This window comes from Nocardia arthritidis (genome assembly GCF_011801145.1).
Lineage (GTDB): Bacteria > Actinomycetota > Actinomycetes > Mycobacteriales > Mycobacteriaceae > Nocardia > Nocardia arthritidis_A.
Window position 1 is genome coordinate 6,990,349 of the sequence record NZ_CP046172.1, and the last position, 15,624, is coordinate 7,005,972.

12 protein-coding genes and 1 pseudogene are annotated in these 15,624 nt (G+C 65.7%); 8 read left to right on the forward strand and 5 right to left on the reverse strand.

Annotated elements, in window-relative coordinates:
• The first annotated feature begins 43 nt into the window (after window positions 1-43).
• The gene (locus F5544_RS31510) at window positions 44-994 is read left to right on the forward strand and encodes an alpha/beta hydrolase family esterase (protein WP_167476549.1); all 951 of its coding nucleotides are present in this window, start codon (window positions 44-46) and stop codon (window positions 992-994) included.
• A 14-nt stretch (window positions 995-1,008) separates the two neighbouring features.
• Here F5544_RS31510 and F5544_RS31515 read toward each other — a convergent pair whose 3' ends face one another.
• Both F5544_RS31515 and F5544_RS31520 read right to left on the reverse strand, forming a co-directional pair.
• Complete coding sequence (locus F5544_RS31515; RefSeq protein WP_167476550.1) at window positions 1,009-1,827, reverse strand: acyl-CoA thioesterase; 819 nt, start codon at window positions 1,825-1,827, stop codon at window positions 1,009-1,011.
• A gap of 411 nt (window positions 1,828-2,238) precedes the next feature.
• Window positions 2,239-3,243: an Lrp/AsnC family transcriptional regulator gene (locus tag F5544_RS31520; RefSeq protein WP_167476551.1), complete on the reverse strand. Its 1,005-nt coding sequence runs from the start codon at window positions 3,241-3,243 to the stop codon at window positions 2,239-2,241.
• A gap of 596 nt (window positions 3,244-3,839) precedes the next feature.
• On the opposite strand from F5544_RS31520, the gene F5544_RS31525 reads away from it, so the two are divergent.
• Complete coding sequence (locus F5544_RS31525) at window positions 3,840-4,040, forward strand: hypothetical protein (protein ID WP_167476552.1); 201 nt, start codon at window positions 3,840-3,842, stop codon at window positions 4,038-4,040.
• Window positions 4,041-4,078: 38 nt separating this feature from the next.
• On the opposite strand, the gene F5544_RS31530 is transcribed toward F5544_RS31525, so the two are convergent.
• On the reverse strand, window positions 4,079-5,296 hold the full coding sequence (locus tag F5544_RS31530) for an FG-GAP repeat domain-containing protein (protein ID WP_167476553.1): 1,218 nt from the start codon (window positions 5,294-5,296) through the stop codon (window positions 4,079-4,081).
• 37 nt (window positions 5,297-5,333) lie between these two features.
• On the reverse strand, window positions 5,334-7,049 hold the full coding sequence (locus tag F5544_RS31535; protein WP_167476554.1) for a hypothetical protein: 1,716 nt from the start codon (window positions 7,047-7,049) through the stop codon (window positions 5,334-5,336).
• Window positions 7,050-7,418: 369 nt separating this feature from the next.
• On the opposite strand from F5544_RS31535, the gene F5544_RS31540 reads away from it, so the two are divergent.
• From F5544_RS31540 to F5544_RS31550, 3 genes are all read left to right on the forward strand, one after another.
• Window positions 7,419-9,080 carry a hypothetical protein gene (locus F5544_RS31540; protein ID WP_167476555.1) on the forward strand — a complete coding sequence of 554 codons (1,662 nt, stop codon included), beginning with the start codon at window positions 7,419-7,421 and terminating at the stop codon, window positions 9,078-9,080.
• A 171-nt stretch (window positions 9,081-9,251) separates the two neighbouring features.
• On the forward strand, window positions 9,252-9,434 hold the full coding sequence (locus F5544_RS31545; protein WP_167476556.1) for a hypothetical protein: 183 nt from the start codon (window positions 9,252-9,254) through the stop codon (window positions 9,432-9,434).
• An 84-nt stretch (window positions 9,435-9,518) separates the two neighbouring features.
• Entirely contained in the window at window positions 9,519-10,064 is a 546-nt protein-coding gene (locus F5544_RS31550) for a hypothetical protein (RefSeq protein WP_203217387.1), read from the forward strand.
• A 502-nt stretch (window positions 10,065-10,566) separates the two neighbouring features.
• On the opposite strand, the gene F5544_RS31555 is transcribed toward F5544_RS31550, so the two are convergent.
• Window positions 10,567-11,496 carry an esterase/lipase family protein gene (locus tag F5544_RS31555; RefSeq protein ID WP_428847082.1) on the reverse strand — a complete coding sequence of 310 codons (930 nt, stop codon included), beginning with the start codon at window positions 11,494-11,496 and terminating at the stop codon, window positions 10,567-10,569.
• Between the two features lie 445 nt (window positions 11,497-11,941).
• Here F5544_RS31555 and F5544_RS31560 point away from each other — a divergent pair, with 445 nt between their 5' ends.
• From F5544_RS31560 to F5544_RS47350, 3 genes and pseudogenes are all read left to right on the forward strand, one after another.
• A complete protein-coding gene (locus tag F5544_RS31560; RefSeq protein WP_167476558.1) occupies window positions 11,942-13,690 on the forward strand; it encodes a hypothetical protein in 1,749 nt (582 codons plus the stop codon).
• Between the two features lie 234 nt (window positions 13,691-13,924).
• Window positions 13,925-14,941 (forward strand): nitroreductase family deazaflavin-dependent oxidoreductase, encoded by a 1,017-nt coding sequence (locus tag F5544_RS31565; protein WP_167476559.1) that lies wholly within the window; start codon window positions 13,925-13,927, stop codon window positions 14,939-14,941.
• Window positions 14,941-15,348, forward strand: a pseudogene (locus F5544_RS47350) (alpha/beta fold hydrolase); the annotation flags it as partial. The gene F5544_RS31565 and the pseudogene F5544_RS47350, both read left to right, overlap by 1 nt.
• Between the last annotated feature and the right edge of the window lie 276 nt (window positions 15,349-15,624).

Genomic DNA, 15,624 nt, shown 5'->3' on the forward strand with positions numbered 1-15,624 from the left:
CCAGCGACATCCCGCCTCGGCCCCGATCGTAAGGAGATGTTTCGTGCGCGCCACCGGCCATCGAATCGTCCTCGGCCTCGCCGCTACCGTATTCGCCTCCGCAATGGTGGGATCGACCGCGCCGCGGGCGAATGCGGACGCGTATGTCGAACGCGTCTATACCAATCCGGCGGGCACTCGGCACTATTATCTGCACCTGCCGCCCGGCGATGTCGCCCACAAACCACTCATGATCTTCTTGCCCGGCTGTATCGACCCCGTCGAAGAGAATCGCCCCGCAGTGCTGCCATTGATTCCGCAGTCGGATCGGATGGGTTTCGTCCTCGCGTATCCACTACAGGATCAAGCCGCGAATCCAGGATGGTGCTGGAATCCCTGGAACCCGGACGACAATCAGCGTGATCGGGGCGAACCATCGATCATCGCCGGAATAACCACCTCGCTCATCGACGAATTCAAACTCGATAAAGCCCGCGTCTATATCGGCGGATATTCCGCGGGCGGGGCCATGACGACCGTGATGGCCGCCGCCTATCCCGATCTATACGCGGCCATGGCACCGATGGCGGCCACCCCCTACCGACTCACCGGCGACGGCGAGGCGATCGTCAGCGAGATGGGCCCGCGTGCACGGGCGGTACCCGGTTTCTTCATGCAGAACCTGTTCGACGAGGCGAGCATCTATCCGGTCGGCCGGGTGAATCTGTCCCAATGGCTGCAAGCCGACAACCTGGCCGACCCGGGATCGGTTCCGCCGCAACCGACCTCGACCCAACTGATCGGCCCACCGCAGGGGATCCCCATTCCGACCGTCGTCGAGCACTACCAGAGCCCGGCGGGTTGTGAAATGGCCCAGTTCTGGACGCTGACCCTGTCCGAGCATCAGATCGGCGCGCTGCTGGTGCAGCAACCATGGGGCGATCAGATGCGCGACGACATGATGAATTTCCTGCTGTCGCATTCGATGACTCAGCCGCACCGTTCGTGCGGCTGAGCCCGGTTCGAGTCCTACGCGGCGTCGGCCAGTCGTAGCATCCGCTCCTGGGAGACGCTGGCGACCAGCCTGCCGCCGCGGTCGTACACTTTGCCCTCGACGAATGCCCGACCATCCGCCGCCGACGGCGAAACCTGGTCGAACAGCAGCCATTCGTCCACCCTGCACGGGCGCAGGAACCGGATCCCGAAGTCCAGCGCGACGGTTTGCACCGGGGTGCCCCAATACAGCGCCATCGCCGCGCCGAGCATGGTGATATCCGCGGCATATGTCAATGCGCAAACATGCAGCGTCGGATCCTCCGGCATCGGCGCGCCGTAGCGGATCCACATCTGCTGGCGCGGCTGATCGGCGCCCAGAAACGTGTCGGGAACGCGGCGCACCGACCAGCACGGGTCGAAATCTATCGCCGCGAACCACTCGTAACCCGGGTCACCGGGTTGATAATCGGCCAAGCGCTCCGGACGGGGCGCCGGTGGGCAGGGGAGAGTGTGTTCGACACCACGCGCACCGGTATGAAACGAGGCGTCCAGCGCGATCGTTTCCAACCCCTCCTGCCGGCCGACTACCCGACGTAGCGCGAACGACCGACTGTCCCGAACGGTGACGACATCGAATTCGATATCCGCCTCCGGGTTACCGCGCCGCACGAAATAGTTGTGAATCGAATGCAACGCGAAACCGTCCGGCACACATTGTACGGCCGCCGCAACGGCCTGCGCGGCCAACTCACCGCCGAACGTCCTGGCCATCTCGGTACCCGGATTTCCACGACGCCGGAACATAGCGGCATCTACCCGCTCCACCGTCAGCGTATCGATCAGACGAACCATCTCCACCACCTTCTGTCGCGATTTCCGGCCGTACCGGGAACCGAATTATCGACACGAATGCGCGTCATATGATCTGCCGCATCAGTCGGCATACAAAACAGGGATCGACCACATCGTCTCGCCTGTAGGCCACCTCAGCACCACCCCATGAAACCGCGAGGCGACAACTACACAACCTCATTCTCCGCGCAAAACAGGAGAATGCACAGTATCGATACTCGTGCAGTGAATCACACTTGATCCAGCCAATGCAGACCCTTGCCTATTTCGCCTATTCATTAGCATTTTTCGCCGTCCCGGCTGGACAATATTCAATACATAGCAAACTCTAAGAATTATGCGCTCTTCTAAGGTTGCCGGAAGCTTCGGCAGCGATTTCGATCTCGCCCGACCGGGCCCGTCGGGCTCCCGTCACTTATGGACCCCTACCGTCGGTCGGCGAGCGCCGCGCGCTCGAGCCCACGGGGTCGGCCGTAGATGCCCCGGTCGCTTGATGGTGGCGAGAATCGCCGAGGTCTCCACGTTCGTCACCTCCGGGATCACACCAACCGTATCGGTGACGAAGGCGTAGATGTCGCCGAAGGTGGGCTTGGCGACGGCGAGCAGCAGATTCGCGGGCCCGGTGATCGCCGCCGCACAAAAGACGTCCGGATGCACCGCCAACCGGCGACCGATCGTGTCGAGCGCACCGGGACGCACCGACAACCACAGCAACGATTGCGATTCCAAGCCGACCAGAGACAGATCGAAGATGGTGACCGGGCGCACGACATGTTCATCCAACAGCGTCACCAGCCGTCGACGGGCGGTGTGCGCGGTCACCCCGGCCGCCCCGGCCAGCTCGGTGTAACTGGCCCGGCCATTGCGCGACAGGGCCTCAATGATCGCCTCATCGACATCGAGCAGCTTCACCGGACGCTCCGGTTCGGGCATACCGAAACCCAGATTCAACTCCCCCGGCAGCGGCGGGTGCGCGGGGTCGACGGAGGGAAACACCCGCATCACCCGTTGCGCCTCCCACGTGATCACCGCCGCCGTCGCCGGAATATCCCGTAACAGCAACGCATCTCGCTCCTGCGCGTTGTCCAGATACAGCAGCGCGAAGATCTCACCGCCACCACTGATCACATCAACCGCACGAGTATCCGGCCTGCGCGCAAGAGCTTCCGCGAGCGCACCGACCCGCTCACGAGCGCACTTGAGCCGCAACGTGATCACCCGCAGCTGCGGAAAACAAGCCAGATTACGCATCGCCGACGCACGCACAATCCCCTTCTCATACAGCGGCACCGCACGGCGTACCACGGTGCGCTCCGACAGATCGAGACGCTGCGCCAACTCCCGCCACGACACACGCGGATCCGCAACCAGGGCAGTCACAATCCGGCGATCAGTCTCCTCCAGATGCTGGGACATCTGCTCACAATATCTTCAGCAACTTCAGAGATTCCTAGTAAATCCCCATGTTTTACACCACAGCAAATTTATGGCAAGGGTTGTCGACTCGATTGGCCCGCACGGCATCTCGGATACCGATCGCCGCCGTCATCAGTTGACCTGCGCGATTCAGGCCGTGGCGCAGGAAGGTGTCGAGCGGCTAGCCGCCCGCTTCGCCGGAAACCCCCGGGACAGACGATTTACCCGGTCTGCCAAGAGATTTGCAGGTTCGGCCAGCGAGCCCGGGAAGTCCGCCCAGATACGGAGATCGGCCGGAACGGTGGTCCCGGTCACAGAGATAACCGATGGTTTGCTGAATTAACCTTGTGATCGCCCCGAATTCGGCCAACGGAAAGCCCTATCGCCATCGAGTCGGACATTCGAGAAAGGCACGTCAGCATGTCGATATCGAAAAAGTCCACGGCAGCCACCGCTGTCGCCGCCCGCCAAGGTGTGCTGCCCGTCAACAGCGTCAGCATCAGCTGACCGGCGTCGTGACCGACGCCCCAGCCGGGTATCCGTCCCGCCCGACATCCGAATTATCGAGTCGCACAACCGAAGAAGGGTCGTATCCAATGACACCGAACGATGTGCCCACCCTTGGAGCACGGCGCGTAACGCCAATGGTCTCCGCTACCGCGACCGAGATACGGCAGCGGCTCGGTTTCCGGCGCAACCGGCTCACCGAAACGGAGCTCAGCGCCGTGGCGATGGCCATGGCCGAGGCGATCCATGCGACGAACACCCAGCATTCCGCGAAGTCACCGGGCCGGTAATGCGCAGCCGCAGGCCACCGCGAGTACGTTGGGAAAGCTCACCGATCCTGTTGCCCTTCCGTTTCGAGTGGAAGCCGATTGCGCAGTACCGCAACGGATTCCGACAGCATGCTCATCGAGATCAGATCGTCGTGCCGGTCGTTGTCCAGCCGCGCCGCCTCCGTGCCCTGCGGCCCGAGCCCGACCGTGTGCTGTTCGACGAAACCGAAGGTGCGGTCGCCGTTGTTACGGAAGATCATCGCGGTGGACGGCAGGTATTGCAGTGCGGCGACATCCATCCGGCCGCTGCCGGTGAAATCGCCGACCGCGACCGCACAGGGACCGACCGGGCCGATGGTCAGCTGGGGCGAGCCGAAGTTGCCCTGTCCGTCGCCGTACATCACCGCGAAGCTGAACGCCGCGACATTCGCCGAGATCACGTCGAGATTGCCGTCGCCGTCCATATCGGCGACTTTCAGATCCTCGTCGGGCAGCGGCAGCACGTTCCACCGCGGCGGCAGGAAGCCGCCGTGTCGGTCGTTGAGCAGCACCCAGAAGCCGGTTGTCGGCAGATCGCCGGTGATGATGTCGGCGTAGCCGTCGTGATCGAGGTCGGCGACCAGGACAGTGGAACGGACCAGCCCGGCGGCCAGCCATCGCGGCTCGGCGAAGTGGCCGGTGCCATCGTTGCGCATGATCGCGATCGCGCCCGGTACCGGGACCAGGTTGTTGAACGCGATATCCAGATGTCCCGAATGGTCGAAATCCGCGAGTTGCACCCCGACCGGCAGTCCACCGGTACGGTAGGTGACATCCGGATTCGGATCGCGGGAATAGGCGCGGTCGACGGTGAAATCGCCCTGGCCGTCGTTGACCAGCACCGTGATGCTGAACTGGTTGCTCACCACCAGATCCAGCTTTCCGGTGCCCCGGAGATCGCCTGCCACAACCGAATTCGCACCCACCTCGGTGGGGATGAACTGGGTGCGGCGCAGCCGCCCGTGACCGTCGCCGCGCAGAATCGCGACGCCGCCCGCATATCCGGTCGCGGCAACGGACTGGTTGCCGTCACCGAAGAAGTCGCCGACCGCCAGCGTCTGTGAGGCGTAGGCCGGACCGAGCCCGCCCGCGTAGTACTCGACCGAATCCTCGAACACCGGATCCGGTCCGGACGACCCGGTACCGCTCGAGCCCGTGTCCGGCGTCGCCGTAGCCGATCCGGCCAGCAGCAGCGCACTCACCGCAGCCAACGCGCACAGCCGCCTGTTTATCGACATCCATTGTCTCCCGGATCTATTCGGTCGGTCTCGGATCTCAACTCCGCGGCACGCAGTCGTACCAGGCCGCGCCGGTGGTGTTCTGCAGGAAGATCTGCGGCCGCAGCACCTGTTCGAGGGTGGCGCGATCGGGAATGGTCACGCACCGGCTCGGCCCTGCGTTGCCCTGCGGCGCGTATTCGGTGGCCACGGCCCGCGACAGCCCGTCGAACGGTTGGCTCAACTCATCGCAGGCGGTCTGGTCGCGGTCGGCGCGGCCATGACAGTTGAACCACGCCATCGCGTAATGGACCGACAGCGCAGGCGATTTCACATTGCGTGGCACACCGAGCCAGTTGATCGAGTCGCCGTGGCTGCCGCCCTCGTAGTCGATGAACATGACCGGGTTGGTGCTGCGCGGATCACGCCGGATCAGGTCGTACAGATCCTTGGTGCCGATCGGCCCGTCGGTCGGCTGGAAGAATGGATTCGGTGGGAAGAACCCGTAGGCGTGGAATCCGGGTAGATCGAAATCCGCGGTCTGCAACTGCACCGCCGCCGACGACGGGAACTGGGTGAACCCGGACATGCCGACATAGGAATCGACCCTGGGTAGCGGCCTTCCGTCATAACCATGGCCCTTGTCCTGCCAGTTCAGGTACGAGGACATGCCGACCGAGCCGATCGACTGGCCCCACAGGTTGATGTGGTCGAGGTCCAGCAGGTCCAGCCACGGATCGCGCATGTTCTGGCCCGCGGGCACGTAGGCGGGGTTGATTCGTACCAGCCGTGGATTCTGCAGCCGCACAACATTTCCGATCTCGTTGTTCAGATCGCTGATCGGCACGATGTCCTGTCCGGCGACCCAGCGCACCACGTCCTGGGCGTCCAGGCAGGAACCCGGTGCGAAACACTTCTCCACCGCGAGCAGCGGCGTCAGCAGATCCAGCGCGTTGCCGTCGCTGGCAGGCTGACCCGCCTGGCCGAAGGTGAAGCTGATGAAACCGTTGCGCGCGGCCCCCTGCGCGTACATCGCGACATCGTTCTGCGTCTCCCCCGCACCCGGGAAACCCACTGTCACCGGATACTTTTCCGGACCAGGTCGATCCGGATCGACACCGTCGGGAAAGTACGCCTTGCCCGCGAGCGAGATGCCGCGCGCGTCGACCATCCGGAACTTGCGCACCGTACCCAGTCTGAATACCGCGCCGGAATCGCTCGATGCACACGCGCCTTCGGTGGTCTCGTACCAGACACTGCCGTCGGAGTTGTTGCACGGCAACCGGAAGCGCGCGGTGGCATATTGCGGATCGTCGTAGTCGTCGTCGTGCATCGCGTCATCGATATCGGCGATTCCGAACCGTCCGTTCTGATTCCAATCCGGGGCGTAGGCCGGATGCGGCGGGAACCCCAGGTCGAAAGGCGGTGTGTGCGTCAGCGCGTCCCACAGTTTCTGCGCCGCCGCCAGCGCGGGCGCGGCTCCCTGCGGCGTCCGCCAGGTCTGCGGTTCGGTCAACTCGACGAACGGCCGCGCCAAATGCCCTGCGTTGGTGAGTATTCCGGCCTTCACGAAGTATTCGAGCTGCCCAGGCGTCAATGCGTCGAGGACAGTGCCGCTGAAAACCTCGCCGATCTCGGTGAACACATAGGACGGGTCCGGCGGCTGCGGTACCGGGTAAGGCTCGGCCACGGTCGGCGACAGACCGGCAGCTGCGGCGAGCAATACCGCCGCGGGCAGCGCCATCAGGCCACGAATTCGGCATACGATACGCACCCGACCTCCAACTCCGCCGAGATGAACCGGCCCGCAGACCGATTCGGACCATGCCGTAATTCAATCGGCGAACGGCGCGCACCGGGATCGCGCCGCCAGTCAGTTCATTGACAATCGCGGACAGCGGGCACGAGTACCACGACCGATCGCACATGGCACCGGTTCGCCCGCCGCTCTCCGAGACCGGGTTCTCGCCGAAACGCGCACGGTATCGGTTACCGATGATTCTTGATCCTTCCGGCCACAAGCTGTGCAGTTCCGGCCGTCCCCGGCGACGCACAAAGTAGTGACCGAATCCGACTGTATTTTTAATCCAATTGCTGCGCAAGGATATCCGGGACGGTGGGGCGCACGGGCCAGGAGGTTGTGATGCGTACCGAGGAGGTACTGGAGACCACCGATGGGGTCCGGCTCAGCACGGTGACCCACCGTATCCCGCTGCCGAGCGGCGCACCCGCCCATCCACGCGACTGTGATTACCTGCGGCACTTGCGCATCCGATGCGCCGACGGCCCGGACGATCCCGCGCGCGCCGACACCGTGCTCACCCTGCTGCCCGGCGCGATCGCGGGTGCGCGATCACTACAACCGTTGGGCTGCAACACTGTTCGCAATCTTCAAGCCGCGGGCGTTATCGCCGAGGTGTGGGTGATCGACCGTCGCGCCAACGGCGTCGAGGATCATTCGGGGATCGAAATCGCCATGGCCGAGGGTGATTATCACCTTGCCTTCGACTACTACTACCGCGGCGCGAAGGTCGGCGGGCGGACCTTCGACGGTTTCCGCACCGATCGCGAACTCGGTTTCCTGGCCGGATTCGGAATGGCCCGCACCGTCGCCGACCTGCACGAGGTGCTGTGCCGCGAGATCGCGGACCCGGATGCCCGGGCGAGATCGCTCTTCCTCGGCGGACATTCACTCGGCGGCATCCAGGCGGGCGCCTATGCCGCTTGGGATTTCGGCGGCCGCCCCGGACACGAACAGATCGCCGGACTGGTCGCGCTCGACACCGTCACCCACCTCGACCCGCTCCGGCTGCGCGGGCGCACCCGAGCAGGTCGGCCGCTCGCAGTGGCGACACGACAGTTCGAGCGGGCGCCGATCGCCATGCGGCGCGGACTGATTCCCTGTAGCACAGCCGTCATGAACGGCGGATGGGGCAACCCGGAGGCGTTCGCGCTCATCGCGGCCGTCGCCACCGCCGCGACGCTCGCGCCCGATGCGGAATCCGATATCCTGCGCCTGCTGCCCGACCATGGCACCGCCGCACGCGTCCTGCGCGGCTCCACCGCCCGAACGTGGCGCGAATATCTCACCGGCACACCGAATTACCGCAAACTGCGGTTGACGAACCTGGCGCTGCTCGGTCTCCTCGGCGGTGCACACACCTCGATCAATTGCGCCGTACTCTCGATGAGCTGCGGCACCCTCGACAGCGCCGCGGTGGCCCCGCGCAGTTTCCCGCTCCCGTTCGAGGCCGGTACCCTACCCGGCCTGCGGTCACTGTATCGGGCCGTGCTCGGAACCCAACCACGGTTCAGTCCAACGTCTTTCGACGAGCTGTACCACTGGCGCGATCACGACCGCTGCTGCGCACCCGACGCGCCGACCCAGCTCAGCCGCGGCGGCACACCCGCATGTGTGACCGGCGAAGTGGTCAGCATCGCCGAACTCGCCAGAATCCTCGCGGGCGGCAGGCTCAACGTCTTCGAGGACTACTTCCCGCTGCGCCAGAGCATCGACGCGGCAGCCGTGCTCGGCGGCTGCCGCACCGGCTCGCTGACCCCGATCCGCCACGAATCCGGCTCGGCCCATTTGCCTTCCGTCAGCCTCATGGGCGGCTCCAGCTTCACCCAGCTCCTCGCCCGCTGGGGTGTCTATCCGGACGACGCCCTATGGTTTCCCGGCTATCTGCACTGCGACGTCGCCGCGGGCGCTCATCCGCGCGCCGACGGCGGTCCCGAACCGATCGCCGCCGCCCTCGCCGACTTCGTCCGCACCAACCTGCCTTCGGCACAAATCGCCTCCTGACCGTTCGCGTTCGGCCGGCTCGACCACGGCGTTCTCCTGTGCGCGTAGCTGTCTGCTGTTATAGGTCGCGCCCGGGTGGCGGTGGTTCCCCGCAGAGACAGCGACAAAACGCCGCCGTGATCACCGGCGAACCGCCACTGCCATCGACCCGGCAGCTCCGAAATCGCCAGAATGAAACCCATACCATCGGGCACGTTCGAACAGATCCGCGCCCACCTGGCCGCACAACTACCGGTCGACTGGCAGCAGATCTACACCACCGCCCTGCCGGTCAAGCACCCCCTGACGAGCGCCGAGGACGACGACATGGACTGGGCCCCAAACCCGACGGTTCACTCGGCTTGCTTCGCCTGACAGACCGGCCGTGACGCGAGAGCCGCGCACGGTGGAAGCTGGGGCACGACAAGATCACCACCCAGCCCACCGCCAAGGAACGCCGTGTCCGACTCCCATACGTCCAATTCCGTCCGGCCTACCCGCCGCGGGCTGCTCCTCGCCGCCGTCGCACTCGCGACGCAGCCCGTACCGACCGCCTTCGCCGCGCCCCGCACCGCGACCGGCCCGGTCCGGATCACCGAGGGGCAGGTCGCCGAGGCCGCGCCGGGCCAGCAGATCTTCTACCCCTCAGTCACCAGCTGCCTGACCGTCACCCTGAGTCTGGGCAGCGGAGCCAAGGTCGGTGCGCACGCCAGCCTCTTCCAGGTGCCCGGTGAGCTGCGGTCCGACGCGATCCTGGCCGCTGCCGCGCGGCAGGCGGGAACCCGGCCGATCATCGCCGTCGAGGTGCGGGGAGCCGTCGGCGCCTGGCATCCCTCGTACTTCACCAGGGCCATCGAAAGCTACGGCGACGGTGAACCTGTACCGATCCCGGAGCGGCCCGACCCCGACGGCATCGCCCGCGCAGTGGCCGCCGGGCTCGGTCTGCGGGGGCGCGTCCCGGTGACGGTACGGGATTTGCCCGACGGCGATCAGACGGTGAACTGATCGGCCTGCGCACGTGAGAATACGGGTGCGCCGACGGAATTCCCGGCGGTCCGCACTCGGCGGCAAACGGGGGTTGCCCGGATCGGTCGCCCAGGCCCGGAACGCCGCGGCCTGCGCGGTCGCATCGACCGGGGCACCGAAGATCCGGGTCGGGTCGTCGAGGGTGTCGACCCAGCGGTCGAAGCGAGTCGGACTGCCGATGCGTTCCCGGCTGACCGACGTCCACCGCAGAGCACCGGCTTCGAAGGCGGTGCCAGGTGCCATTTCGTGGCAGCCAATGCTGCCCGAGCCGGCCAGATGAACACCCGTAGTTGGCGTGAAATTCCATGCCGCTCAACGGGATTCGCGGGTCGCAGCGTGGACGACACTCATCGAATTCCCACCAGCGCCCGTCGTGGCAACGGGCCAGCAGCGCCAACCGGGAGAACCGGAACAGCACCCGCAACGGGATAGTTCGACGAACTCGGCTACGTACATGGTTCGCTTGATGGTCTTCAAGGGGTCACCCGGTGAAGGGTGGGATGAACTGGCAGGGCACCGGGCGCGGGTGCGCCGGATCGAGCGCGTTCATGACGAACCCTGCCGCCCGCGGGCTGCCCGCGATCGCCAGGTGCTCGGAGTAGTCCTGGGGGCATCCGTCTTGCACGACGATGTTCGTCGCGTTCGGTGCCAGCACGTAGCCCGACGTATAGGGGACGACGCCCTCGTCGGCGCGGGTCATGATGTTGGTATAGGCGATACCGGGGGCATACACGCCGTCGCTGTTGAGGTCACGCAGGAACGCCGAACCGCGTGCGAACTGGAAGCAGGCCGCGCACGAGACACCGCTCAGTGCGTCGATCGCCGGTCCGGCGCCCAGCCTCCACGCGAAGTCGTGGATGTCGGCGACACCGAATCCGTTGGTGCCCTGCCACGTCGGCGCGAGGGAGATGTATTTGTCGATCTTGGCTGCCCCGCCGAGTCGCTTGGCGTAATAGTTGGGCATCAGCGTGCCCTGGGAGTGACCGACGATGTCGACCTTGCGGGCGCCGGTGGCGGCGAGCACCCGGTCCACGAAAGCGCTCAATTCCGCGGCGCTGTCCTCGATCGGCCGCAGACCGCCGATCGCCGATACCGGCCACGGCAGCGGGTATGCACCGTAGGTCAGTGCGAACACGCAGTACCCCTCGTTCGCGAGCAGGGGGACGTAGGTGCCCCAGTTGGTTTGCCTGCCGCCGGCGGTCCCGTGTACCAGTACCACCGGATCCGGATGCGCGGGGGACGGTCGACAGCTCCAGTCGTTGCTGCCGGGCAGCGAACCACCGGGGTCGGTCAGCTCGCCGGGGACGCCTGCGAAGAAGTTGTAGACGACCGGCAATTGCGCGTACACCGGGCCTGCACCGGCCCCGGACATCACCGCCATCACCATCGTCGCGGCCAGTACAGCAAACATCCGCCAGCGCCTCATCGCGCCCCCAACCTGTCAGCGGTTCAACTAGAACATGTTATCGCGCACCCTACCGTGCGCCCCGCGGCATGGAAAGCTCACGGCCACACCATCATTGCCGCAACATACTCGACGTGCGGCGAGCTGCGGCCAACGGTGCCCGGTGACGACATGCGTGCCTACCTGGCCGAGCATCTCGGCGACCCGGCCGCGGCGTGCTGCGCAGCTCGTCAGCCGTCGAGCCCAGCACTGGATGCTCGTCGTCTGCCGAAGGCCGCAGTCCAAGCCGAACTCGATGCGATACCGAAGCTCCCGACGGCCTACACCTCGAGCACGACCGGCCACGGACTCGACATTTCACGCCGGACTGTGCGCATACCGACCCAGATCGTAGGCGTCGCGCCTAGATTTTCGTCGCCAGCTTGCTCGACCACAGCGACGGTGATCACCGATGACCCCTGTACTGCGCCTCGGACGAGCGTTGATTGCCCTGTGCGCCAGTGGAATTCTGCTGTCGACCGGTACCACCGTCCCGGCCGCCGCCGAACCACCGACCTCGGCCACCGAACTCGATCCGATGTACGCGGTGCTCAACTTCTTCAGCGTCTTCGCGGGCACCCTGCGCGACCTGAACGACCCACGGCTGGCGCAATTCTGGACCGATTTCTACACCAGCCTGCCCAGCCGCGCCGGGCAGAATTTCCAACAACTGCTCGACCCGGCACAGTATCAGGGCCTGGACGGTCCGCAGCGAATGCGGCAGACGGTCCAGCAGATGGTCGACACCACGATCCGCGTGGTGCCGACCATCGGTGGCGCGTCCTTGATTCCGCCGAATCCAGACCTGTTGCCGGACTGGAACAACGACGGTGTCTACGGCGAGGTGGCCGATGCCGTACTGGACAACGACGCACCGCACGACGGACTCACCGCCCGGTTCCGTTTCCCGTGCTTCACCGAGGATTCCACGATCACCTTCCGAACCACCGACGGCGGCTGCGCTCCCGGCGACACCCCCGGCGCGGATTTCGCATATGGTGTGGCACAGAAGTTTTCGGTCGTCGACTCGCGCGGCTTCCGGTTGTCGGGCACCATGTGGCTGCCCCAGGACGCGCTGCGGCCCGGCGACCGGAAGTTCCCGGTGACCGTATTTCCCAGCAGCGGCACTGTGGTGCAGTCGACCACCTACGGCTACACCATGGCGGCGGTCGCCCGCGGCTACATCGGCATCACCTACGACCCGGTCGGTCAGGGCACCAGCGAGGGAACCGCGGTGGATCTGCCCTTGCCCTACGACATCCCGCATTGCGGCGGCGTCGCCGGCTCGTGTCGCGATCTCCAAGATGTGATGCGCTGGGTGGTCGACGACGACATCATCCCCGTCGTCGACCTGAACAATGAACTCGCCAATGCCACCGACGTGTGGCGCGGCATCAACTTCCCCCGGCTCAGCCCGCGACACAACCCCGCATACGCACCGGCGGGCGACAATATCCGCAACCCGCTGCTGGACCGCATCGATATCGATCGAATCGGCATCTGGGGCCAGTCCATGAGCTCGATCGCCGTCACCAACTACCTGTGGTGGATCGGACAAGGCCACGGCGCCGACGGCAGGCCCTTGCCGAAACCCGCTGCGGCAGTGGGTCTTTCCGGCTTCGAACCAACCAACGGCGACATCCCCACCCAGGTACAGACCGCCGACCAGGACTGGCCGGGACTACTCGCGGGCAGTCTGTGGCCGACCAACCCGATCCTCGACCCTACCGACGGGCCGCTCGGTACCAAAGCCTGGTACGACCAGATCCACGTCACCGGCACCGGACATGCCGCGCTGCAATGGCTGACCATCAAGGGCGGCAGTCACGGCGACACCTCCAGCCTCACCATGGTTCCGCACACGCTGCCCGCGCGCAGACTGTCCACCCACTACGCGCTGGACTGGTTCGACTGCTTCATCCAACACGACGGCGGCGCCTGCGCTCGGGTCACGGTTCCCGATCCGGATCTATCCCGGTCCGTGGCCGCCGAAATCGCGCCGCACGGCTCGGCAGGCCCGAGCTATTGCATGAACGTGCCCGATGCGATGGCCCCGGAACAGATACTGTTCACCCCGCTCCGCGACGCACTCAGCGCTGTCTTCGCCCAACTGCCACCACAGCCATGCCTTCCCGGACCTATTCCGCCGCTACTGAATTGACCGCCATTCCCGGCGAGCGCCCTTTCCGATCAGCCACGAAGAATGGTTACGACACCGGTCGGACGCCTGGCGCGATTGGTCAATCAGCTGGCGAAACGGGTCATGTTCGGCGCGGCGGCCGGGTTCCTACGCTCACGTTATCGGGCAACGGCCCGGTGCATTCGCCGCTTCCCCCCGGACAGCGGGATCGGCGCGGCGAGACCGTGTTGTCTCGGTCACCGAAAGGACATCGTCGTGCAGCTGAAATCCGATGTCGCAGCGGGGACCGACGCCGCACCCCACTGGCGTGCCGCCGCGGTCGAGCGCGCGGACGGTCTCGGCGATCCGCGCCACACCAACGTGCCGACCTGGCTCGTCGCCGAGCTCGGCGGGATCCTCGGCGGCGGGGGCCGGATCAAGGTGGTCGAGTTGATGGGGCGCAGCGGGTTGCTGTTCTTCTGCTATCTGCCGTTGGGGATCCGATTGGTGCTGTTCAGCGCGCTTCCCCGGGTCGACTGTGAGCTTGCGACGCTGCGCACGGCCTGGAATGCCGGCGCGCGGTACGAGTGGCATCACCATGTGTATGCCGCGCGGTTCAGCGGGTTGTCGCTGGCGACGGTGCGGCGGGTCTCCGTCGGCCCCGAAGCGACCGGCTGGACGGCCCGGCAGCGGCTACTGTTGCGCGCGGTCGACGAATTACATTCCGAGAGAAGAATTTCCGACCAGACCCGGACCGGACTGGCGCAACACCTCACCACCGCCCAGCTGGTCGATCTGTGCATGCTCGTCGGCCACTACGAAATGCTCGCGATGCTGCTGATCAGCCACGGGATAGAGCCGGAACCGGGCATGTGGCGGCGCGGGCCGTTGCGCTGGCTGCGCGACGTCGACAGCGGTGACGGCATCACACCACGGTGGTTGCCCCGATTCAATCGGATGGTCACCAATCGGATCTCGGGCGTGTTCGCCGGAAAAGTTCCGCTGTACACGGTGATTCACCATATCGGTCGTCGATCGGGCCGGTCGTACACCACTCCGGTTCGCGGTATCCACCGCGACGATCTGCTGATCGTGCCGCTGTTCTACGGCGCGAAGGCCGACTGGGTGCGAAATCTGTTGGCGGCGCGGGGCGGTGCGGCCACCTTCCGGGGGCGTCGGCACAAGCTGCTCGATCCGAAAGTTGTCGATGCCGCGGGTGCTACCGAATTGCCCAGCCCCGCAAGTCGTTACAGCAGGATAGTCCCCGTCTTGGTCGCCGAGGTCACGGACTGATGCAACCTGTGGCCCTGAGTTTTTCCGTGAACGGGCACCGGCTCGTATACGACGTCCGCGGCAGCGGTGATCGTACCGTCGTGCTACTGCCCGGCCTGTTCCTGCCGCGGCGCATGCACGACCGGCTCGCCGACGCCCTCGCCGATGCCGGACTGCGGGTAATCTGCTTGGAGCCTTTGGGTTTCGGCGCGTCCGATCACCCGGTCGGCCACCGCCACTATTCGATGCCGAGGTACGCCGAACAGGTCGTCGCCCTACTGGACGAACTCGGACTGCGGCAGACCGTCTTGTTCGGTACCTCGGCGGGCGCGAATATCGCGCTGGCCACCGCCGCGTACGCCCCGCATCGGTTGTGCGGGCTCATCGTCGAAGCACCGGTGCTGGAACGGGCTCTTCCCGCCTGTGCGGCGGTGGCCGCCCCGGCGATGCTGCTGGGGCGCTACGGCGCACCACTGCTGCGGCCGGTCAGACGCGCGGCCGGTGGCCTCCCGCGTGCCCGTGGCGGTCTGGTGGATCTCGGTTTGTCTTGGCTCGTGCCGGATTCGCGCCGGATGGTCGAGGCCGCGCAGGGCATCATCCGCGGCGGAGTGTTCCTCCCACGCACGGCTCGGCATTCGATCCGCACCAGAACACTGGTGATCGGCCATCGGTTCGACCCCATCCACCCCAGCACCGACGCGCGC